The following is a 21,073-nucleotide window of genomic DNA, read 5'->3' on the forward strand; positions in this document are numbered from 1 at the left end:
AGCGTAAGAATGCCTTCTACAGCACGACTGGAGCCCGACTGAAGTGGTCCTCAAGCTCCAGCTGGCCACCAGGCGAAGGACAGATCGGTGACACTGCGCGAGGAACCCCTGCGGTTCGAGGTTCTCGGCCTTCTCCGGGTCGTTCGCGCAGGTCATGAGGTCGATCTCGGTGCGGCCAAGCAGCGCGCCGTGCTCGCCGTGCTGCTGCTGTCGCGCAACACCCCGGTGAGCAGGGGCACGATCATCGAGGCCGTCTGGGGCGACAACGTGCCCTCCAGCGCGGTCAACCTGGTGCAGACCTACGTCGCCGGACTGCGCCGCGCACTGGAGCCGGCCCGCGCGCGCCGGGCCCCCGCGGAGCTGCTGACGTCCGTCGGCGACGGTTACCTGCTGCGGGTCGAGACGGGCGCGCTGGACCTCGACGTGTTCGAACGCCAGGTTTCGCTCGCGCACCGCATGCGCGCGGCGGGGGACCTCGCCGGAGCCGCGGTGGAGCTGGACGACGCGCTGGCGTTGTTCCGCGCCGAGCCGCTGGGCGGGGTGTCCGGTCTCTTCGCCGACGTCGAACGCGGCCGGCTCGTGGAACGCCGGCTGGCCGTGGTCGAGGAACGCGCCGAGCTCGGTCTCGCGATCGGCCAGGGCCCCGAGCTCGTCTCGCAGCTCACCTCCCTCGTCGCCGAGCACCCGTTGCGCGAACGCGGGCACGGGCTGCTGATGCGCGCCCTGGTCCAGGCCGGCCGGCAGGCGGAGGCGCTGGCCGCCTACCGCGAGGCCCGCCGGGTGCTGATCGACGAGCTGGGCGTGGAACCGGGGCCGGAGCTGCGCCGCGTGCACCAGGCCGTGCTGGCGGGCGACAGCCCCGAACCGGAACGCGCGCCGGTCCGCCTCCCGGCGCAGCCGGCCCCCGAGCCCGTCGTGACCGTTCCCGCGCAGCTGCCGCGCGCACCCGTCGCGTTGATCGGGCGGGACGCGGAGCTGGCGCGGATGGACTCGTTGCTGAGCGCGCACGACGGTCCCGTGCTGCTGGTGACCGGTCCGGCCGGCGTGGGCAAGACGGCGCTGGCGCTGCACTGGGCGCACCGGGTGCGCGAGGAGTTCCCGGACGGCCAGCTCTACGTCGACGTCCACGGCTACGACCCGAACCGGGAACCGCTGGAGATCGGCGAGGTGCTGAACCGGTTCCTGCGCGCCCTCGGCGTTCCCGCCGGCGACACCCCGGTCTCGGTCGACGAGCGGTCGGCGTTGCTGCGCACGCTCCTGGCCGACCGCCGGATGCTGGTGATGCTCGACAACGTCCGCGGCTCCGGTGACCTGTTGCCGCTGCTGCCGGGCGCGCCGTCGTGCGTGGTCGTCACCTCGCGCCGGCGCCTGGTCGGCCTGGTGGCGCAGGTCGAGGCGGAGCTGGTCGAGCTGGACATGCTCACCGCGGACGCCGCCGTCGACGTGCTGGGCCGCGTCGCGGGCCGCGGTGCCGCCGAAGCCGCCGCCCTGCGGTCGCTGGCCGAGCTGTGCGACGGTCTGCCGCTGGCGTTGCGGATCGCCGCCGCCCGGCTGGCGGTGTCCCCGAAGCTGCGCGTCGCCGAGCTCGTCGAGGAACTGCAGGACGAACACGGGCGGTTGGCCGCTCTCGGGCTGGAGGACGGCGAAGGTCCCGTGCGCGCCGCGCTGGACGCATCACGCCGTGCGCTGCCAGCGGTTCCCGCTCGCCTGTTGCCCGTCATCGGCCTGCACCCCGGCGCCGACCTGACCCCGCACGTCGTCGCGGCGATGGGGGAGGTCTCCCTGCTGGAGGCCCAGCGCGCGCTGGACGCACTGGCCGCCGCGAACCTGCTGTCCGTCTCCGAACCGGGCCGCCTCGTCGCCCACGACATGGTCCGCGTCTACGCGAAGACCCTGGCGGGCGAGCTCTCCGAACCGGAGCGCCGGGCCGCCACCGGCCGCATGCTGGACTACTACCTGCACTGCGCGGACCTCGCCGACGGCCTGCTGCCCATCAACCGCGGCAGCGTCCTGGTGGCCCCGGAGCACCGCCCGGCCGCCGTGCCGTCCCTGACCGGCCCCTCCGACGCGATGGCCTGGTTCGACTCCGAACGCGCCAACCTCATCGCCGCCACCGAGCACGCCGCGTCCTCCGGCTGGCACGTCCACGCCTGGCAGCTGCCGTACACGCTGTCCCGCTACCTCTGGCTCCGCACCGAACGCGAGACCTCGCTGCGCATCACCCAGGCCGCGCTGGCCGCCGCGAACGCCCTCGGCGACGACGAGGCGCGGTTCGTCATGCAGTTCAACCTCGGCGTGGCGCTGTTGCAGGTGGAGCGCAAGGAGGAGGCGCTGACCGCCCACCGCGGCGCCCTGGAGGTGGCCCGCGGCAAGGCCGACGTCCACCAGCAGGCCCGCGCCCTCACCACCGTCGCCGGCACCCTCATGGACCTGGGCCGCACGGAGGAGGCGGAAGCGCACTACCGCGAGGCGATGGAGGTCTCGCGCATCGCGGGCTCCCGGTGGGCGGAGGCCAACGCCCACCACCACCTCGGCCTGCTCTACCTCGCCAACGACCGCTACGACGACGCGATGCCGTGGCTGCGCGTGGCCCTGCGGATGTACCACGAGGTCGGTGAGCAGTGCGGGGAAGCCGCCTGCCACGTCGACCTCTCCACCGCGCTCCTGGAGACCGGTGACACCGAGGGCGCCCTGTCGTCGGCCCGCACCGCGCTGGCCGTCGCGTGCGACGCGGTGTCGCCCTACCACCAGGCCCTGGCCCACGACCGGCTCGCCGCGGTGTTCGACCGGCTCGGGGCCGCGGGTGCGGCGGCGCACTGGCAGCGGGCGCTGGCGCTGTTCACGGAGCTGGGGGCACCGGAGGCGGACGGCATCCGGGCGAGGCTGGCACGGGCGCGCGCGGTGACCGCGGTGTAGCAGGCGGGGTAAGGCTTCTCGCTGCCGATCGCACCCGTTCTGCCAATGCGCCCGGCCCACCCTCAGCACCACCCTCAGGTCCATGACCGAGTGGACCCTCGAAGCCGTCAACGCCGAGATCGCCTACCGCCGTGCGAACGCCCGCTGCACCTGGCAGCGGTCCAACGGCGGCCCGCGCCGCTGGTTCCACCGGGTGATCCACCGCACCTCCCGGAAACACGGCGGCACCAGCCCGTGAGGTGTGCGAGCATGCCTCCCGTGGCACGTCTGGGTTCCGGAATTCCCCTGGTCGCCCGCGACCGCGAGCTGGCCAGGTTGCGCGCCGCCCTCACCGGCGCCGGCAACGGCACCGCCGCCGCGGTGCTGCTCGCCGGTGACGCCGGCGTCGGCAAGACCCGGTTGGTCGACGAGCTGGCCGCCGCGGCCGACGACACGCTCGTCCTCTTGGGACGCTGCCTCGACGCCGGTGAGACCGGGCTGCCCTACCTCCCGTTCGCCGAGGCCCTCGGCCAGCTCAAGACCGGGACCGCGCACCGCCCGGCGCTCGCGATGCTCCTGCCGCAGCTGGCACTTCCGGCCGAACGCGAGCCCGGCACCGAGGCGATGCTGGCGCCCAGCCTGATCCCCGGCCGCCGGCCCGTGCAGGACGTCGGCCAGCTCCAGCTCTTCGACGCGGTGCTCGGCCTGCTGACCGAGCTGTCGGAGCGGCAGCGGGTGCTGCTCGTCGTCGAGGACCTGCACTGGGCCGACGCGTCCACCCGCTACCTGCTGTCGTTCCTGTTGTCCCGCTTGAGGTCCCAGCGCCTGCTGGTGGTCGGCACCTACCGCAGCGACGACCTGCACCGCAGCCACCCGCTGCGACCCCTGCTGTCGGAGCTGGTGCGGCTGCCCGCCGTCGAACGGCTGGACCTCGCGCCGTTCAACGCCGCCGACGCACGCAGGTTCGTGGACGCGTTGAGCGACGACCTGCCCGCCGACGTCGTGCAGCAGGTCGCGGAACGCTCGGAGGGCAACGCGTTCTTCGCCGAGGAGCTGCATCGCGGTGGCGGCGTGCGACGACCGCTCGCTGCCGAGCGCGCTGGCGGACGTGCTGCTGAGCCGGGTCGAGCGGTTGAGCCCGGAGGCGCAGCACGTCGTGCGGGTGGCGTCGGTGCGGGGCCGCCGGGTGCGGCACGAGCGGCTCAGGGAGGTCGCCGGGATGAGCGACCTCGCGCTCGACACCGCGCTGCGCGAGCTCGTCCAGCACCACCTGCTGGTCGTGGACGACAACGAGGTCTACACCTTCCGGCACGCGTTGCTCAGGGAGGCCGTGTACGGCGACCTCCTCCCCGGCGAACGGGTCCGGCTGCACGCGGCGTACGCGCACCACCTCGCGCGGCACCTCGACGAGCGGGGCGCCGCGGCCGCGCTGGCGCACCACGCGTTCCAGAGCCACGACCACGGGCAGGCGCTCACGGCGTTCATCAAGGCCGCCAAGGAGGCCGAACGCGCGGGGGCGCCCGCGGAGTCGTTGCAGCACCTGGAGATGGCGCTCAACCTGTGGAACGCGGTGCCCGCGGCGGACCGTCCGTCCGATGTGGACGAGTCGGTGTTGCTGCGGCGGGCGTCCTGGGTGGCGGGCACGGCCGGGCAGCCGGAGCGGGCGGTGGCGTTCGGGCGCAGCGCGAAGAAGGCGCTCGCCGGGCAGTCGCCGGAGGAGCAGGCCGAGGTGCTGCTGCGGCTCGCCCAGGCGTTGTCGATCCTGGACGGCAACGACCAGGAGCACCACGAGGTCATGATGGCGGCGTGGAACCTGGTCTGCGACCGGGACGCGAGCCCGACGCGGGCCCGCGTGCTCGCCGGCAAGGCCTCCCTGCTGCGGCAGGAACGGCGCGGGGAGGAGGCGCGCGAGGCGGCGGAGCTGGCCATCGCCGACGGGCAGGCGGCGAACGCGCCGGGAGCCGTGGCGGACGCCCTCGGCACGCTCGGCATCCTCGACGACTACGCGAACCGGCCGGAGGACGCGTGGCGGAACTTCGAGCGCGCGATCGAGTGCGCCAGGGAGGTCGGCGCGGTCAACACCGAGCTGCGCGCCCGGTACTACCACGGCCTGATGCACTACGACCGCGGTGACCTCACCGCCGCCGCCCGCGTCTACAACGAGGCGGGCGAGCGGGCCCAGGAGACCGGGCTGACCTGGAGCATGTTCGGCCTGGAGATCCGCATCCAGCAGGTGCTCGTGCACTACTACCTGGGCGACTGGGACTACGCGGACTGGGCCAGCGAACCGCCGGGCATGTCCGTGTCCTCGACGGTGCTGGCCAGGTTGCGCGCCGCGAACACCCACCTCACCATCGGCCGCGGGCAGCTCGCCGAGGCCGAGCGGGTGATCACGAAGCTGCGCAGCGACTGGCACCGCGACATCCAGATCGCCCTGATCACCGGCGGCACCGGCGGTGAGCTCGCGCTGTGGCGGGGACGGCCGGAGCTGGCCGTCGAACGGGTCACCGACGTGCTGGAGTGGACCCGCAAGCTCGGCGGGCCGTGGATGCTGGCCGACATCCGGATCGGCGCGATCGGCGTCGCCGCCCACGCCGACATCGCCGCGAAGGCCCGCCGCAAGCGGGACCGGCAGGCGGAGGAACAGGCCGTCGCCGAGGGCCGCAGGCTGGCCGAGCACGTCCGGCTGACCGCGCGCAACGGCGTCCCGCGCTCCGGTGCGCTCGGACCGGAGGGCCGCGCCTGGCTGGCCCGCTCGCAGGCGGAGGAGTCCCGGCTGACCGGCCCCGGCGACCCCGCGCTGTGGCGGGCCGCGGTCGACGGGTTCGGCTACGGCCTGGTGTTCGAGCAGGCGCTGTGCCGGTGGCGGCTCGCCGAGGCGCTGCTGGGCGCCGACCGCAGGGAGGCCGCGGCTGAGGAGCTGCGCCGGGCCGACGAGACCGCGGCGAAGCTCGGTGCGAAAGCGCTCGCGGACGCCGTGGCCGGTGTCGCCAGACGGGCCCGCATCACGCTGAGGGCCGACGCGCCGGTGCGCGAGCAGGTCGACCTGTTCACGCCGAGGGAACGCGCGGTGCTGGAGCTGGTGGCCTCCGGGCGGACGAACCGCGAGGTCGGCGAGGAGCTCTACATCAGCGAGAAGACCGTGTCCGTGCACCTCTCGCGCATCATGGCGAAGCTGGGCGCCTCCCGGCGCGCGGAGGCCGTGGCGATCGCCTACGACCGCGCCCTGCTGGCACCGCCCTGACCCCCTGCTTCCCGCCGCAGATGCCATCGGCGAACAGAGGGGCGGGCGGGTACGACCGGGGGCTGCTCGAATCGCCGTGGGTTGTCATCCCACAGGCTGATGCGGAACGCGTCGGCGAGATGATGTCCGCGCACGAGCCACCGAAATAGCTTCTTCCTCGTCAAGGACAGACCCCCTGCGAGGAAGGCACGAGACATGTCTGCACTGGTGTCCGAGGTCGGCACCCGGACCGCCGCGGCGGCCCACAACCTGGTGAAGGTCTACGGCAAGGGTGACACCGCCGTGCGGGCGCTCGACGGGATCGACGTCGCGTTCCAGGCCGGGCGGTTCACCGCCATCATGGGCCCGTCCGGCTCCGGCAAGTCGACGCTGATGCACTGCCTCGCCGGACTGGACACGGTGGACAGCGGTGCGATCCACATCGGACAGACCGAGATCACGAAGCTGAACGACAAGGACCTCACCAAGCTGCGCCGCGACCGCGTCGGGTTCGTCTTCCAGGCGTTCAACCTGCTGCCGACGCTCACCGCCGAGCAGAACATCCTGCTGGGCCTCGAACTGGCCGGCCGCAAGCCCGACCAGGAGTGGTTCGACACCATCGTCACCGTCCTGGGCCTGCGCGACCGCCTCACCCACCGCCCGACCGAGCTGTCCGGTGGCCAGCAGCAGCGCGTGGCCTGCGCCCGTGCCCTGGTCGCCCGCCCCGAGGTCATCTTCGCCGACGAACCGACCGGCAACCTGGACTCCCGCAGCGGTGCCGAGGTGCTCGACTTCCTGCGCATGTCGGTGCGCAAGCTGGGCCAGACCGTGATCATGGTGACGCACGACCCGGTGGCCGCCAGCTACGCCGACCGCGTGGTCCTGCTGGCCGACGGCCGCCTCGCCGGTGAGATCCACCAGCCCACCACCGAGTCCGTCGTCAACGCCCTCACGCACCTGGGGGCGTGAAGCGATGCTGAAGACGATCCTCGCGGGCCTGCGCGCCCGCACGGCGCGGCTGGTGCTGTCCAGCATCGCCATCGCGCTCGGCGTCGCGTTCGTGACGGGCACCCTCGTGCTCGGCGACGCCGTCGAGGAGCAGACCAGGGACAACTTCGCCCGCAGCGCCCGCAACGTGGACGCGGCGGTGCACCTGTCGGAGAACAGCCCCGACCGGGACAACGGCATCCCCGTCGACTTCCTGCAGAAGATCCGCGCCGCCACCGGTGTGGCCGGCGCCGACTCCCGCGAGTTCGGCAGCGCCGCACTGCTCGGCGGTGACGGCAAGGCCCGCAACGCGCTGGTGCAGCCGCTGCCCACCACGGAGGCGCTGCGCGACTTCAACCTCAGGGACGGCCGGTTCCCGGCCAAGGCCGACGAGGCCGCCGTCGACACCAAGACCGCGCAGATCGCGAAGCTCAAGGTCGGTGACCAGGTCAAGCTGCTCGACGAGGACAACGCCGAGCACGCGTTCACCGTCGTCGGCACCTACCAGCAGGGCGCCGGCAGTCTCTCGATGTCCGGCAGCGACCACGTCGTGGTGTCGCCGGAGGGCCTGCGCACGGTCATCCCGAAGCAGCGCGTGTACGAGATCGTCGCCGTGGCCAAGGACGGCGTGTCGCAGCAGCAGCTCGTCGACACCATCAAGGGCGTCGTCGGCGCGAGCTACCAGGTGCAGACCGGTGAGCAGCTGACCCAGGAGACGCTCAAGCAGGTCGGTGACGCCGCCGCGGAGATCAAGACGTTCCTGCTCGCGTTCGCCGCGATCTCGCTCGTCGTCGCGGGCATGGTCATCTACAACACCTTCACGATCCTGGTCGCCCAGCGCACCAAGGAGCTCGCGCTGCTGCGCTGCGTCGGTGCCGAACGCGGCCAGGTGTTCCGCAGCGTGCTCGCCGAAGCGGTCTTCATGGGCCTCGCGGCGTCCGTGCTCGGCATCCTCGGCGGTCTCGGCGTCTCGGCCGGCCTGCAGGCACTGGTGGGCACGGTCGGCGGCCCGAGCGGGGACGACGTCGCGATCCGCCTGCCGATCTCGTGGGTGACCATCGCCGCCGGCTTCGGCGTCGGCGTGGTCGTGACCGTGCTGTCGGCCGTGCTGCCGGCCCGCCGCGCCACGAAGGTCGCCCCGGTGGCCGCGCTGCGCTCGCAGCCCGACAGCCACGACGACGTCGCCCGCACCGGCAAGGTCCGCATCGTCCTCGCCGCGTTGATCGCGCTGGCCGGTGGCGTCGCCGTCTACTTCGGTCTCCGGCAGGAGGAGGAAGAGCTGGCGATGTTCATCACCGGCGGTGCCACGATGGTGCTGCTGCTCGCGGTCCTGCTCCTCGGCCCGCTCTACGTCGGCCCGGTCAACCGCCTGTTCGGCAAGGTGCTGCGCGGTGTCCCGGCCAAGCTGGCCTCGGCCAACGCCGGCCGCAACCCGAAGCGCACGGCCGCGACCACGGCGGCGCTGATGATCGGCGTGACCATCGTCGCGATGGTGACCGTGGTGGCCGGCAGCGGCCGCGAGACGATGAGCAAGAAGGTCGACGAGCGGTTCCCGTCCGACTACGAGGTCAGCTCCAGCGTCTACAGCCAGCCGCTGACCTCCAAGTTCGCCGACGAGCTCGCGAAGGTCCGCACCGTCGCCCAGGTCGCGCCGCAGCTCACCGCGTCCACCGAGTCGCCGCAGCTGCCCTACGCCTACGTCACCGGCTACCCGGCGGACGCGATCGGCTCGCTGGTGCGGGCGGAGACGACCACCGGGCCGCTGACCCCGCTGAAGGACGGCGAGATCGCGATGCGCGAGAAGGAGGCCAAGGAAGCGGGCCTCTCGATCGGGTCGTCGCTGAAGCTCGGCGGCAAGGACTTCACGGTCGTCTCGCTGCTCAAGGACAACAGCTACGGCACCGGCATCGTCACGCTGCCCTCGGCCACGGCCCTGCTCCCCGAGGCCCCGAAGGGCTACGAGAAGCTGCTGGTCAAGCTCGCTCCCGGCACCGACGTCGCGACCGCGCGGGCCGACCTGGAACGCGTCATCGCCACCTCGCCGGTCGCGGTGCTGAACTCGGCGGCGGAGACGAAGGCCGAGCTCAACGGCCAGATCGACCAGATCCTGCTCTTCATCTGGGCGCTCGTCGGCCTGGCGCTGGTCATCGCGCTGTTCGGCATCGCGAACACGCTGACGCTCTCGGTGCTGGAGCGGACCCGCGAGTCGGCGCTGCTGCGGGCGCTGGGCCTCACCAGGGGCCAGCTGCGGCAGATGCTGGTGGTCGAGTCGATCCTGATGGCGCTGATCGGCGCGGTCGTGGGCGTCGTGCTCGGCGCCGGGTTCGGGTGGCTGCTGGTCCAGGCGATCTCCAACTCGGAGCTGCAGATCAGCTTCTCCGTCCCGTACGGCCAGATCGGCATCATGCTCGGCCTCGCCGTGGTCGCTGCGGTCGCCGCGGCCGCCCTCCCGGCCCGCCGGGCGGCGAAGAGCTCCGTGGTGGCGGGCATGGCGGAGGCGTAGGACGTCCGTTCCGGCCGGGTGAGTTCGGGGACCCGCCGGAACGGACCGGGTGGTGCGGAACAGGGGCCGCACGACCGGGGATCGGCAGAGGTCCGGTGCACTCGGGGCACCGGACCTCCGCTGTGTCGAGTGCACGCGGGGAGCTTTCGTACTCTCCTGGTGCACGGAAGGGCCCCGCGTGCCCACCCAGCAGGGGGTGGACGGGCGGGAGTGGAAAAAATCTTGGGAGCGCGCGTCATCTTTTGGGCGCGACGCCCTCTACCTGGGGTGAGAGGGACGACCGGAGCGAGGGCCCGGTCGTCCCTCTCTCCGTTCCGGCGCTTCCGCGCCACCCGGTTGAGACGCCGCGGGAGTTCGTCCCAGGTTTTTGTTGCTCCTGTCCACAAAGTTACGGAACGATGTCGACCGCTTGACACCGGCGCGTCTCCAGTTGAGTGTGAGAGCGCTCTCACCGAGGTTCACATGCGCCAACGGCGCCGTCGAGGAGGACGGATGAACAGAAGGCTGGTCGGCAGCGCTGCTGCGACCCTCGTGATGGTTCTGGTCGCGGGATGCGGCGGGAGTTCCGAGGCTGACGGCAAGGTCGAGCTGTCACTCGGCCTGTTCTCCGACTTCGGTTACGACAAGCTGATCGAGGAGTACATGGCCTCGCACCAGAACGTCAAGATCGAGCAGCGCAAGGTCAAGATGGAGCAGCACAACACGCAGCTCGCCACGCAGCTGGCGGGTGGCCGCGGTGCCGCCGACATCGTCGCGCTGGAGGAGGGCGTGATCTCGCAGTTCCGCGCCTCCAAGGACAAGTTCGTGAACCTCGCCGAGTACGGCGCCAAGGACCTGAAGTCGCAGTGGGCCGACTGGAAGTGGAACCAGGGCACCGCCGACAACGGTGAGTTCGTCCTGGGCCTCGGCACCGACATGGGCAGCCTGGGCCTGTGCTACCGCAGCGACCTGTTCGCCGCGGCCGGCCTGCCGACCGACCGCGCCGAGGTCGCGAAGCTGTGGCCGACCTGGGCGGACTACGCCAAGGTCGCGGACCAGTTCACGGCCAAGACGCCGAACGTGAAGTTCGTCGACACCGGTCGCAACGTCTACAAGGCCATCCTCGACCAGACCGAGGAGGGCTACTTCGCGAAGGACGACTCCTACATCGCGGAGAAGAACGACAAGGTCAAGACCGCGTTCGACACCGCGGCCGCGCTCGGCACCAAGCAGCAGACCGGTGCGCTGGAGCCGTTCAGCCAGGAGTGGAACGTCGCGCTGAAGCAGGGCTCGTTCGCCACCACCACCTGCCCCGCCTGGGCGCTCGCGCTCATCAAGGCCGGTGCCGGTGACGGTGCGGCCGGCAAGTGGGACGTCACGACGGCGCCCGGCGGTGGCGGCAACTGGGGCGGGTCGTTCCTCGCGATCCCGAAGCAGGGCAAGCACCCGAAGGAGGCCTACGAGCTGGCCAAGTGGCTGACCGCGCCCGAGCAGCAGAAGCGGATCTTCAAGGAGACCGGCAACCTGCCCAGCCAGCCGAAGGTCTACCAGGACGCCGAGGTCCAGGCCACGGTCAACGAGTACTTCAACTCCGCGCCGGTGGGCCAGATCTTCGCCACCTCCGCCGAGTCGCTCAAGCCCACCTACCGCGGCACGAAGGACTCGAAGGTCGGCCCCGTGTTCGGCACCGCGCTCACGCGCGTCGAGCAGGGCAAGCAGTCCGGAGCAGACGCCTGGACGCAGGCGTTGAAGGAAGCACAGGACCTCGTCAAGTGACGTTGACGCGTCCGGAGACCGAGGCGGCCAGGGCCGCCTCGGTTCCTCCGTCCTCGAACGAGCCCCGGCGGCTGGGGCTGAGCCGCTGGGACGCCAGGTACACGCCCTACCTGATCATCGCGCCGTTCTTCCTGGTCTTCGCGGTCTTCGGGCTCTACCCGCTGCTGTACACGGCGTGGGTGTCGCTGCACGACTGGCAGCTGATCGACGGTGACCAGGGGTTCGTCGGCCTGGAGAACTACAGCCGGCTGTTCGGCGACCCGAACTTCTGGAACGCGCTGTTCAACACGATCAGCCTGTTCGTGCTCTCGACCGTCCCGCAGCTCCTCGCCGCGCTCGGCCTGGCCGCGCTGCTCGACCGGGGGCTGCGCGGCAGGGCGTTCTGGCGCGCGGGAGTGCTGCTGCCGAACGTCATCTCGGTCGCCGCGGTCGCGCTGGTGTTCGCGCAGTTCTACGGCCGCGACTTCGGCATCGTGAACTACCTGCTGGGGCTGGTGGGCATCGACCCGGTCGACTGGCGCGCCGAGACGTGGGCCTCACACCTCGCCGTGTCGTCGATGGTGATGTGGCGCTGGACCGGCTACAACGCGCTGCTGTACTTGGCGGCCATGCAGTCGGTGCCGAGGGACATGTACGAGTCGGCCACCCTGGACGGTGCTTCGCGCTGGCGGATGTTCTGGTCGATCACCGTGCCGTCGATCCGCCCGACGATCCTCTTCACCGTCGTCACCTCGACGATCGGCGGTCTGCAGCTGTTCGCCGAACCCGCGCTGTTCGACCCCGGTTTCGCGGCCAACAACTCGACCGGTGGCAGCGACCGGCAGTTCCAGACGCTCGTGCTCTACATGTACGAGAAGGGCTTCCGGCTGTTCGACGCGGGCTACGCGGCCACCGTGGCGTGGATGCTCTTCCTCGTCGTGCTGGTGGTCGCGGTCATCAACTTCACGCTGACGCGGCGCATCGCGTCGAAGGGGTGATCGGCCGATGACTCGCACGAAGGCCGGACCGCTGCTCTACGGGTTCCTGGTCGCGGTGCTCGCCGCCTCGGTGTTCCCGCTGTACTACTCGTTCATCGTGGCGTCGAAGGACAACTCGGTGCTCGGCGAGAAGCTGCCGCCGCTGGTCCCCGGCGGCAACCTCGTCGAGAACGTCACCCGCGTCTTCGACACGGTCGACTTCTGGCTCGCCATGCAGAACTCGTTCATCGTCGCCTCGACCGTGGCCATCTCGAACGTCGTGCTGGGCACGCTCGCGGGCTTCGCGTTCGCCCGGCTGCGGTTCAAGGGCCGCGACTCGCTGTTCCTGGTCGTGCTCGGCACCGCGATGGTGCCGACGCAGCTGGGCGTGATCCCGCTGTACATGCTGATGTCGGACCTGGACTGGTACGGCACGCTGCAGGCGGTCATCGTCCCGGTGCTGATCGGCTCGTTCGCGGTGTTCTGGATGCGCCAGGCGTGCGAGGAGACCGTGCCGCACGAGCTGATCGAGGCCGCGCGGGTGGACGGCTGCTCGGTGCTGCGGACGTTCTGGCACGTCGGGTTCCCCGCCGTCCGGCCGCAGGCGGCGGTGCTCGGGATGTTCACGTTCATGACGTCGTGGAACGACTTCTTCTGGCCGCTGATCGTGCTGGACCCCAACGACAGCCCGACCGTCCAGGTCGCGCTGTCGACCCTGGCCAGCGGCTACTACACCGACTACTCGCTGATGCTGGCCGGCGCGTCGCTCGCCGTCCTGCCGGTCATCGCGATCTTCGTCCTGCTCTCCCGCCAGATCGTCGGAGGAATCATGCAGGGTGCTGTGAAGGGGTGAGTGAATGACGACCGACTCGGACGTCGAGGTCGAGCGGGAGGTGCTGAGCTTCCCGCCGGACTTCCTGTGGGGAGCGGCGACCGCGGCGTTCCAGATCGAAGGATCGACCACAGTGGACGGTCGGGGGCCTTCGATCTGGGACACCTTCGCGGCCACGCCGGGCAAGGTGCTGAACGGCGACGGCGGCGACCCGGCCTGCGACCACTACCGCAGGTACGCCTCCGACGTGGACCTGATGGTCTCGCTCGGGCTGGCCGCCTACCGGTTCTCCATCGCCTGGCCGCGCGTGCAGCCCAGCGGCAGCGGCGCGGTCGAGGAGCGCGGGCTCGCGTTCTACGACCGGCTGGTGGACACGTTGCTGGACAAGGGCATCCAGCCGCTGGCCACGCTGTACCACTGGGACCTGCCCCAGGTGCTGGAGGACTTCGGCGGCTGGCGCAACCGGGACACGGCCTACCGCTTCGCGGAGTACGCGGCCGTCGTGCACGAACGGCTCGGCGACCGGGTGGAGGCCTGGACGACGCTGAACGAGCCGTGGGTGTCGGCGTTCCTGGGCTACGGCAACGGCATCCACGCCCCCGGCGTGGCCGACCCGGTGGCCTCTCTGGAGGCGGCCCACCACCTGCTGCTCGCCCACGGCCTCGCCACGCAGGCGCTGCGCGCCCAGGCCCCGGCCTCGCACCGGCTGTCGCTCGTGCTGAACTTCAGCACGATCTGGGCGGACGACTCCTCGGAGGCCTCGCTGGAGGCGGTGCGCAAGGTCGACGGGCTGCAGAACCGCATCCTGCTCGACCCGGTGCTCGGCCGCGGCTACCCGCTGGACGTCCTGCAGGACACCGCCTGGCTGGGCGACTGGACGAACGTGGTGCGCGACGGCGACATGGAGACCATCGCGACCCCGGTCGACTGGATCGGCGTCAACTACTACAACCCGACCCGCGTGGCACCGGCCGAGGAGGACTTCGTGCCGGAGGGCCCGCACGCCGGCCTGCGCGGGGTGGCGCTGCAACCGCCGCGCGGTGAGCTCACCGGCTTCGGCTGGGAGCAGAACGCCGACGCGTTCACCGAGCTGCTGGTGCGGCTGTCGAAGCACGTCGACGGCATCCCGCTGGTGGTCACCGAGAACGGCTCCGCGTTCCCGGACGAGGTCGACGAGCTCGGTCGCGTCGTGGACGTGCAGCGCACGAGGTACCTGGTGGACCACGTGCGCGCGGTGCACCGGGCCATCTCCGAAGGCGCGGACGTCCGCGGGTACCTGGCGTGGTCGCTGCTCGACAACTTCGAGTGGGCGGCCGGGTACTCGCAGCGGTTCGGCATCGTGCACGTCGACTTCGAGACGCAGCAGCGCACGGTCAAGGAGAGCGCGGCGACGTTCTCCCGGATCATCGGGAACAACGGCCTGCCGGCGCACGGCTACGCGGTCTGACCGCTCGGCCGGACCGGGGACTCCGGCGCTCTCACCCGCGGACACGCCCGTCCGCAGGTGAGAGCGCTCTCTCGTTTTTCCGGCCGCTCGGCGTCACTGGCCAGGACGGCGGAGTTCGCCGGGGACGCGCGACAATTCCCCCATTTCGAGACCCCGGGCTTTTCTGGATCGTTTTACCGCGGTGTCGCGTTCCCGCAACAGCACCCGGCGATCCTGGTTCGCATGATGCGAGGAGTGCTCACCGAGGACCTGGTGCTGCGTCCGGGCACGGCCGCGGACACCGACGCCGTCGCCGCGCTGCACGGCAGATGTTCGATGGGGACGTTGTTCAACCGCTACCACTCCGGGATGAGCACCGTGCCGCGGCGCTGGCTGCACCGCCTGCTCAGCCCCTCGCGCGGGACCACGACCGTGGTGCAGAACGGTGACCGGCTGATCGCGCTGGGGCAGCTCATCCGCACCGGGCTGCCGGGCTGCGCGGAGGTGTCGTTGCTGGTGGAGGACGCGTGGCAACGCCGTGGAGTCGGTGCCGCGCTGCTGTCCGCACTGGCTTCCGAGGCGGAGCTGTTCGGCTGTCGGGAAGCTCGTGGCGTGGTGCCTGCCTTCGTCGACCGCTCTGGTGCGGACGGCCGTTTCCGCCGGTTTGCCCGTTGCGACCCGCCGGGAGGACGGACTGGTCCGGGTCTCCATCGCGCCACGGGGAAGCACGCCCGATCCGCCGAAAGTGGCCGCTATTGGGGAAAAATCGCGCTGAAAAACGCGGAAACCCTCCTCCGAGATCGCTTGCGGCTAAGCTGACCAGCGACTCAAAGGCTTTTCATCGAGGAGTGGTGGTGCTCGTGTCCAACCACGCGCGACCGACGCTGGAGGACGTGGCCGCGAGGGCAGGGGTCTCCCGCGCCACGGCGTCACGGGTGCTGAACGCGTCGCCGAGGGTGAGCCCCGAGGCACTGGAGGCCGTGAACGCCGCCGTGCACGCGCTGGGCTACCAACCCAACCGCGCGGCCAGGGCACTGGTCACCCGCCGCACCGGCGCCGTCGCCGTCGTGTTCTCCGAGCCCGAACCCAAGATCTTCGACGACCCGCACTTCGCGCGCCTCATCCGCGCGGGCGCCCGCGCGCTGGCCGACGTCGACGTGCAGATGGTCCTCATGCTCGTCCACTCGCTCGACGACCAGGCCCGCGCCCACCGCTTCCTCGCGGGCGGCCACGTCGACGGCGCGCTGGTGTTCGCCCCGCACCGCAACGACGAGCTGGTCTCGATCGTGAAGAAGCTGCCGCTGCCGGTGGTCTACGCCGGCAAGCCCTGGGGCTCCCTGCGCGGCATGCACCTCGTCGACAACGACAACGAGGGCGGCGCCGTCCTCGCGACCGAGCACCTCAAGTCGCTGGGCCGCCGCAAGATCGTGCACGTCTCCGGCCCGCTCGACGAGCTGTCGGCGATCGACCGGCTGAACGGCTTCAAGTCCGCGCTCAAGCTGGACGACAAGGCCGCGGCCCGCCTCACCGAGGACGGCGGCTTCACCCGCGAGGGCGGCCGGAAGGCCATGTCGGCGCTGCTGGCGAAGGTGCCCGCGCTCGACGCCGTGTTCGTCGCGTCGGACCTGATGGCCGCCGGCGCGCTGGAAACGTTGAACGAGGCCGGGAAGCGGGTGCCGGAGGACGTCGCCGTGGTCGGGTTCGACGACCACATCGCGATCGCCGAGCACACCGTGCCGCCGCTGACCTCGGTGCGCCAGGACTCGGACTCGCAGGTGAAGCACATGGTCGCGCACCTGATGAAGCTGCTGCGCGACGAGACGGTGAAGCGCAAGCAGGAGATGCTGCCGACGGCGCTGGTGCGGCGCGAGTCCGCCTGACCAGCAGGGGAGTGCGCGCCCCGGCTGAGCGGGGCGCGCGGACTCACCCCGGGTTCTTGCAGGTGGGCGGAGGCAACGGGTTCAGCGGGCTGCACGGCCACCCCGACGGCGTCGCCGTGGTCGTCGTGGTCGTGCTCACCGGTGGCGGCGGTGCCGGGTTGGTGACGGCCGGCGGCGGGGTGGTCTTCCTGGGCGTCTGCTGCGTGCTCGACGTGGAGCTCGGAGGACTCGGCGGAGCGCTGCTCGACGGCGTGGTGGTCTCGGTGCTGCTCAGTGACGTGCTCGGGGTGGTGGTGATCCAGCTGGAACCGGGTGTTCCGGCCGACGGGGCCTCTTCCGAGACACCGTGGATGGCCATACCCACCAACACACCGAGCAACGCGGAGCCGAGCACAGCGGAGCCGCCAGCGGCCCACAGTGCGCGCACGGCAGTCCTCCTCAATTGCTCACGGATGGAAGTCAGGTGGTCACGCTCACGGCAGGCTACCGGTAGTAAGGGCGCAGGAGAACGCTCACCTGACTGCCTTATCGGCGCCCTGACGCCCCTGGTTGAGTGGCCGCCGTCAGCGGACCGCAGTCCGGGCGAGCACCGGACCGGCCCCCGCAAGCCCTGCCACCAGCACGGTTCCGGTCAGGCGCCACGCCGGAGCATCACCCGAGCAGGTGAACACCTCGGCGAACTGCTCCATCGAGTGACGCGGACCCGAACGCGCGCACAGGGGGAGGCCGGCGTCGACCGTGCCGCCTTAACAACTCAGTAAGGTCTTACCGGTCCGATTTGCGCCAGTATTTCGGTATGCGCCATCGTCGATTCCTGATCCCCGTCGCACTCGTCCTCGTGGTCGCGCTCGGGGTCGGCCTGTACCTGTTCCAGCCGTGGCGCCTGCTGACGACCCGCGAAACGAACGAGGCGCTCCTCGTTCCCGCGGGACCCACCTCGTCCGCGCCGATGACGACGTCCGGGACGAGTGCGGAAGCCACTCCCGTCACGCCCCCGCCGGTCGAAACGCCGCGAGAGGTCGCCACCGGCGCATGGCGGTCGCTCGAACACGCCACCACCGGCCGGGCCAGCCTCGTCGAACTGCCTGGTGGCGGGCACTCCGTGCAGTTCGCGGCGCTCGCCACCAGCGACGGCCCCGACCTGTACGTCTACCTCTCGCCGCACGCGTCCACCGCGGCGGAGAAGACCTTCGGACAGGGATTCACCAGTCTCGGCAAGCTGAAGGGAAATCGTGGCGACCAGGTGTACGAAATTCCGGCCGGAGTCGACGTCTCCACCATTCGGAGTGTCGTGATCTGGTGCAAGCGCTTCTCCGCGGGCTTTGCCGTAGCACCGTTGGAACAGGCCTGAAACACCCGCTCCCGCCTGCTCTGTTCGCACTATTGACTTTTGTGGTCTAGACCACATAGCGTCATTGTGAGATCACGACATCGTCCCTTGCCGGTGGGTGGGCGGTCAGCCCCATCGGTGAGGAGCACGGCTCACCGGGTGGGCCTTCTCCGGCGGTGGCACGACCCCGGCTCTCCCCGGGGTCGCGCCACCGCCGGTGGCCCGCAGGCGTTTTACTGTGGCTCGTGCACACCCGGACCGTGGCGATCCACTACGTGCGAGCGGCCCTGCGCGCCTGCCCGCGCGCGGACGAGGTGCTCGCCGGTGCCGGGGTCCCCGCCTCGCTGCTCGCCGACGACCGGGCGCGCGTCACGCCGGCCCAGTACACGCGGCTGGTCCAGACGCTGTGGGAGGTCCTCGACGACGAGTTCATGGGCTTCGGCCCGCGACCGTCCAAACGCGGCACCTTCGCCATGATGTGCCTGCTGGCCGTGCACTGCCCCGACCTCGAGTCGGCGCTGCGCAGGGGGCTCGCGTTCTACTCGCTCTTCGACGAGCCGCTGGACCTCGCCCTCACCGGCGGCACCTTCCGGCTGCACGTCCCCGGCGACCCCGACCACTTCCTCACCGAGTCGCTGCTCGTGCTGTGGCACCGGTTCTCGTCGTGGCTGATCGGCCGGCGCATCCCGTTGCGGCAGGCCACCTTCGCCTACCCCGAGCCCGCGCACGCCGGGGAGTACCACCTGATCTTCAGCTGCCCGATGGCGTTCGGCGCACCGGACACGACGATCAGCTTCGACCCCCGGTTCCTGCGGATGCCGGTGGTGCAGGACGAGGCGGCGCTCAAGCGGTTCCTGCGGCACTCGCCGGCGGAGCTGTTGTCGCGCAGGGACTACGGCGCCGACACGGCCGGACACGTGCGCAGGCTGCTCGGCAGCGGGGTCACGGGCCTGGAGGCGGTCGCGGCACGGCTCGGCATCTCCGCGCCGACGCTGCGGCGCAGGCTGGCCGCGGAGGGCACGTCGTTCCGCGAGGTGCGCGAACAGCTGCTGCGCGACCAGGCCGTGGCGTCGCTCGTGCGCGGCGGTGAGTCGGTGGAGGAGCTGGCGCTGCGCCTCGGGTTCTCCGAGGCGAGCGCCTTCCACCGGGCCTTCAAGCGGTGGACCGGGTCCTCACCCGGCTCCTACCGCGCCTGAGCACCTGGTGCCAGAAATCTCGTTCGCCCCTCGTTGCAGACGCCAGCAGAGCCAGGTGCGGGAACTTGGGGCGTCACAGGCACGACATCTGGCAACCTGCTCAGAACCTGTCGCGCTCCCGCAGCGAAGCCGGGGGACGGAACCGTTCGCCGTAGGTGTCCGCGAGGTAGTCCGCCCGCTCCACGAACGCCTGCACGCCGAACGAGTTGATGAACTGCAGCGTGCCACCGCTCCACGGCGCGAACCCGAACCCGAAGATCGAGCCGATGTTCGCGTCCGCCACGGAGGTCAGCACGCCCTCGTCGAGGCACCGCACGGTCTCCAGCGCCTGCACGAACAGCAGCCGGTCGCGCACGTCCTGCTCGGACACGCCCGCGTCGGCCTTCGCGTACCGGGTGGTGAGCTCTGGCCAGAGGAACTTCTTCGAGCCGTCGGACGGGTACTCGTAGAAGCCCGCGCCACCGGACTTGCCGGTGCGCCCCAGCGAGACCATCTCGCGGATCAGGTCGTACGCCGGGCTGTCCGACACCAGCGACGGGTCGTCGGCGAGCGTCTGGTCGTGGATCTTCAGCTGCAACGACAGCGTCACCTCGTCCGACACCGCGAGCGGGCCGACCGCCATGCCGGACTTCTTGGCGACGTTCTCGATCAGCGCCGGCGCCACGCCCTCGGCCAGCATCGTGATCGCCTCGATCACGTACGTGCCGAACGTGCGCGAGGTGTAGAAGCCGCGCGAGTCGTTGACCACGATCGGCGTCTTCCCGATCTGCCGCACGTAGTCCAGGGCGCGCTGCAACGTCTCCTCGGACGTCTTCTCGCCGCGGATGATCTCCACGAGCCGCATCTTCGGCACCGGCGAGAAGAAGTGCAGGCCGATGAACCGCTCCGGCGCGGACACCGACGACGCGAGACCGGTGATCGGCAGCGTCGAGGTGTTGGACGCGATCACCGCGTCGGGCAACGCCTTCGCCTCGGCGGCGGGCAGCACCGCGTTCTTCAGCTCGCGGTTCTCGAAGACGGCCTCGATGACGAGGTCGCAGCCCGCGAGGTCGTCGTCGGAGTCGGTCGGCGTGATGCCCGCCAGGCCCTGGGCGCCCTTCTGAGCGCCTTCGAGGCTGACGTCCTTCAGCACCACCTCGATGCCCGCCTTCGCGGACACCTCGGCGATCCCGGCGCCCATCATGCCCGCGCCCAGCACGCCGAGCTTGGCGACGCGCTTGCCCGTGGCGGACGCGCGGCCGTTGACCTCGTTGAGGTTGAACCAGAACGCCGTGATCATGTTCTTCGAGACCTGGCCGGACGCCAGCTCCACGAAGTAGCGGCCCTCGATCTTCAACGCGGTGTCGAAGTCGACGTACGCGCCCTCGACCGCCGTCGCCATGATCTTCTCCGGCGCCGGGTAGACGCCGTGCGACTTCTTGCGCAGCACGGCGGGTGCGGCACCGAGCAGGCCGTAGCTGTTCGGGTCGCCGAACTTCAGGTCCGGCACACCCGCGCCCTGCACGTCCCACGGCTGCACGGGCGCCGGGTTCGCCTTGATCCACGCACGGGCCTCGGAGACCAGCTCCTCGCGCGTGTCCACGAGCTGGTGCACGATCCCGGCCTGCAGCGCCCGCTCCGGCCGCAGCTGCTTGCCCTCCATGAGCAACGGCAACGCCTTCTGCACGCCCAGCAGCCGCACCATGCGCGTCACGCCACCGCCGCCGGGCAGCAGGCCCAGCGTCGCCTCCGGCAACCCGACGCGGATGCCGTTGTCGTTCAGCAGGATTCGGCGGTGCGCGGCCAAAGCGATCTCGAACCCGCCGCCGAGCGCGGTGCCGTTGATCGCGGCCACGACCGGTTTGCCGAGCTTCTCCAGCCTGCGCAGCTGCGCCTTGAGCTCCTCGACGCCCTCCAGCGCCTGGGAGGCGTTCTCCGGGGTGATCGCGATGAGCACGTTCAGGTCGCCGCCGGCGAAGAAGGTCTTCTTGGCGGACGTGATGACCACACCGGTGATGTCGTCACCTTCGAGCTTCGCGACGGCGTCACCCATCAGCTCGCGGTACTCGTCGTTCATCACGTTGGCGGAGCCGGACATGTCCATCGTCAGG

General features: G+C 71.0%; 14 protein-coding genes and 1 pseudogene. 13 read left to right on the plus strand and 2 right to left on the minus strand.

Annotation, left to right across the window (positions count from 1 at the left end):
* The first annotated feature begins 87 nt into the window (after positions 1-87).
* From ACVDFE_RS14865 to ACVDFE_RS14915, 11 genes and pseudogenes are all read left to right on the plus strand, one after another.
* On the plus strand, positions 88-2,916 hold the full coding sequence (locus ACVDFE_RS14865) for an AfsR/SARP family transcriptional regulator (protein WP_360390262.1): 2,829 nt from the start codon (positions 88-90) through the stop codon (positions 2,914-2,916).
* A gap of 249 nt (positions 2,917-3,165) precedes the next feature.
* Positions 3,166-3,672: pseudogene (locus ACVDFE_RS14870) on the plus strand (ATP-binding protein); the annotation flags it as partial.
* A gap of 286 nt (positions 3,673-3,958) precedes the next feature.
* Entirely contained in the window at positions 3,959-6,139 is a 2,181-nt protein-coding gene (locus ACVDFE_RS14875) for a LuxR C-terminal-related transcriptional regulator (protein WP_458430778.1), read from the plus strand.
* Between the two features lie 195 nt (positions 6,140-6,334).
* Entirely contained in the window at positions 6,335-7,087 is a 753-nt protein-coding gene (locus ACVDFE_RS14880; RefSeq protein ID WP_360390253.1) for an ABC transporter ATP-binding protein, read from the plus strand.
* Positions 7,088-7,091: 4 nt separating this feature from the next.
* On the plus strand, positions 7,092-9,608 hold the full coding sequence (locus tag ACVDFE_RS14885) for an ABC transporter permease (protein ID WP_458430779.1): 2,517 nt from the start codon (positions 7,092-7,094) through the stop codon (positions 9,606-9,608).
* 492 nt (positions 9,609-10,100) lie between these two features.
* Positions 10,101-11,363 (plus strand): ABC transporter substrate-binding protein, encoded by a 1,263-nt coding sequence (locus tag ACVDFE_RS14890; protein ID WP_458430780.1) that lies wholly within the window; start codon positions 10,101-10,103, stop codon positions 11,361-11,363.
* A 71-nt stretch (positions 11,364-11,434) separates the two neighbouring features.
* On the plus strand, positions 11,435-12,340 hold the full coding sequence (locus tag ACVDFE_RS14895; RefSeq protein WP_458434337.1) for a carbohydrate ABC transporter permease: 906 nt from the start codon (positions 11,435-11,437) through the stop codon (positions 12,338-12,340).
* Positions 12,341-12,347: 7 nt separating this feature from the next.
* The gene (locus ACVDFE_RS14900) at positions 12,348-13,172 is read left to right on the plus strand and encodes a carbohydrate ABC transporter permease (protein WP_360390245.1); all 825 of its coding nucleotides are present in this window, start codon (positions 12,348-12,350) and stop codon (positions 13,170-13,172) included.
* 4 nt (positions 13,173-13,176) lie between these two features.
* Positions 13,177-14,598: a GH1 family beta-glucosidase gene (locus tag ACVDFE_RS14905; RefSeq protein WP_360390242.1), complete on the plus strand. Its 1,422-nt coding sequence runs from the start codon at positions 13,177-13,179 to the stop codon at positions 14,596-14,598.
* 234 nt (positions 14,599-14,832) lie between these two features.
* Positions 14,833-15,396, plus strand: a complete 564-nt coding sequence (locus tag ACVDFE_RS14910; RefSeq protein ID WP_458430781.1) for an N-acetyltransferase family protein — start codon at positions 14,833-14,835, stop codon at positions 15,394-15,396.
* Between the two features lie 35 nt (positions 15,397-15,431).
* The gene (locus ACVDFE_RS14915) at positions 15,432-16,457 is read left to right on the plus strand and encodes a LacI family DNA-binding transcriptional regulator (RefSeq protein WP_360390236.1); all 1,026 of its coding nucleotides are present in this window, start codon (positions 15,432-15,434) and stop codon (positions 16,455-16,457) included.
* 43 nt (positions 16,458-16,500) lie between these two features.
* Here the strand turns inward: ACVDFE_RS14915 and ACVDFE_RS14920 are convergent, their stop codons facing one another.
* A complete protein-coding gene (locus tag ACVDFE_RS14920; protein ID WP_360390234.1) occupies positions 16,501-16,884 on the minus strand; it encodes a hypothetical protein in 384 nt (127 codons plus the stop codon).
* Between the two features lie 351 nt (positions 16,885-17,235).
* Between ACVDFE_RS14920 and ACVDFE_RS14925 the strand changes: the two genes are divergently transcribed.
* Entirely contained in the window at positions 17,236-17,808 is a 573-nt protein-coding gene (locus ACVDFE_RS14925; protein ID WP_458430782.1) for a DM13 domain-containing protein, read from the plus strand.
* A gap of 224 nt (positions 17,809-18,032) precedes the next feature.
* Positions 18,033-18,983, plus strand: coding sequence for an AraC family transcriptional regulator (locus ACVDFE_RS14930; RefSeq protein ID WP_360390228.1), 951 nt, complete (start codon positions 18,033-18,035; stop codon positions 18,981-18,983).
* A gap of 100 nt (positions 18,984-19,083) precedes the next feature.
* Here the strand turns inward: ACVDFE_RS14930 and ACVDFE_RS14935 are convergent, their stop codons facing one another.
* Positions 19,084-21,066, minus strand: coding sequence for a 3-hydroxyacyl-CoA dehydrogenase NAD-binding domain-containing protein (locus ACVDFE_RS14935; protein WP_458434338.1), 1,983 nt, complete (start codon positions 21,064-21,066; stop codon positions 19,084-19,086).
* Positions 21,067-21,073 lie beyond the last annotated feature (7 nt).

The sequence above is a fragment of the Lentzea chajnantorensis genome (genome assembly GCF_054300775.1).

Bases quoted from the DNA above. Each gene is read 5' to 3' on its own strand.
- ACVDFE_RS14880 (WP_360390253.1), top strand. From the start codon at position 6,335: ATGTCTGCACTGGTGTCCGAGGTCGGCACCCGGACCGCCGCGGCGGCC.
- ACVDFE_RS14885 (WP_458430779.1), top strand. From the start codon at position 7,092: ATGCTGAAGACGATCCTCGCGGGCCTGCGCGCCCGCACGGCGCGGCTG.
- ACVDFE_RS14890 (WP_458430780.1), top strand. From the start codon at position 10,101: ATGAACAGAAGGCTGGTCGGCAGCGCTGCTGCGACCCTCGTGATGGTT.
- ACVDFE_RS14900 (WP_360390245.1), top strand. From the start codon at position 12,348: ATGACTCGCACGAAGGCCGGACCGCTGCTCTACGGGTTCCTGGTCGCG.
- ACVDFE_RS14905 (WP_360390242.1), top strand. From the start codon at position 13,177: ATGACGACCGACTCGGACGTCGAGGTCGAGCGGGAGGTGCTGAGCTTC.
- ACVDFE_RS14935 (WP_458434338.1), bottom strand. From the start codon at position 21,066: ATGGACATGTCCGGCTCCGCCAACGTGATGAACGACGAGTACCGCGAG.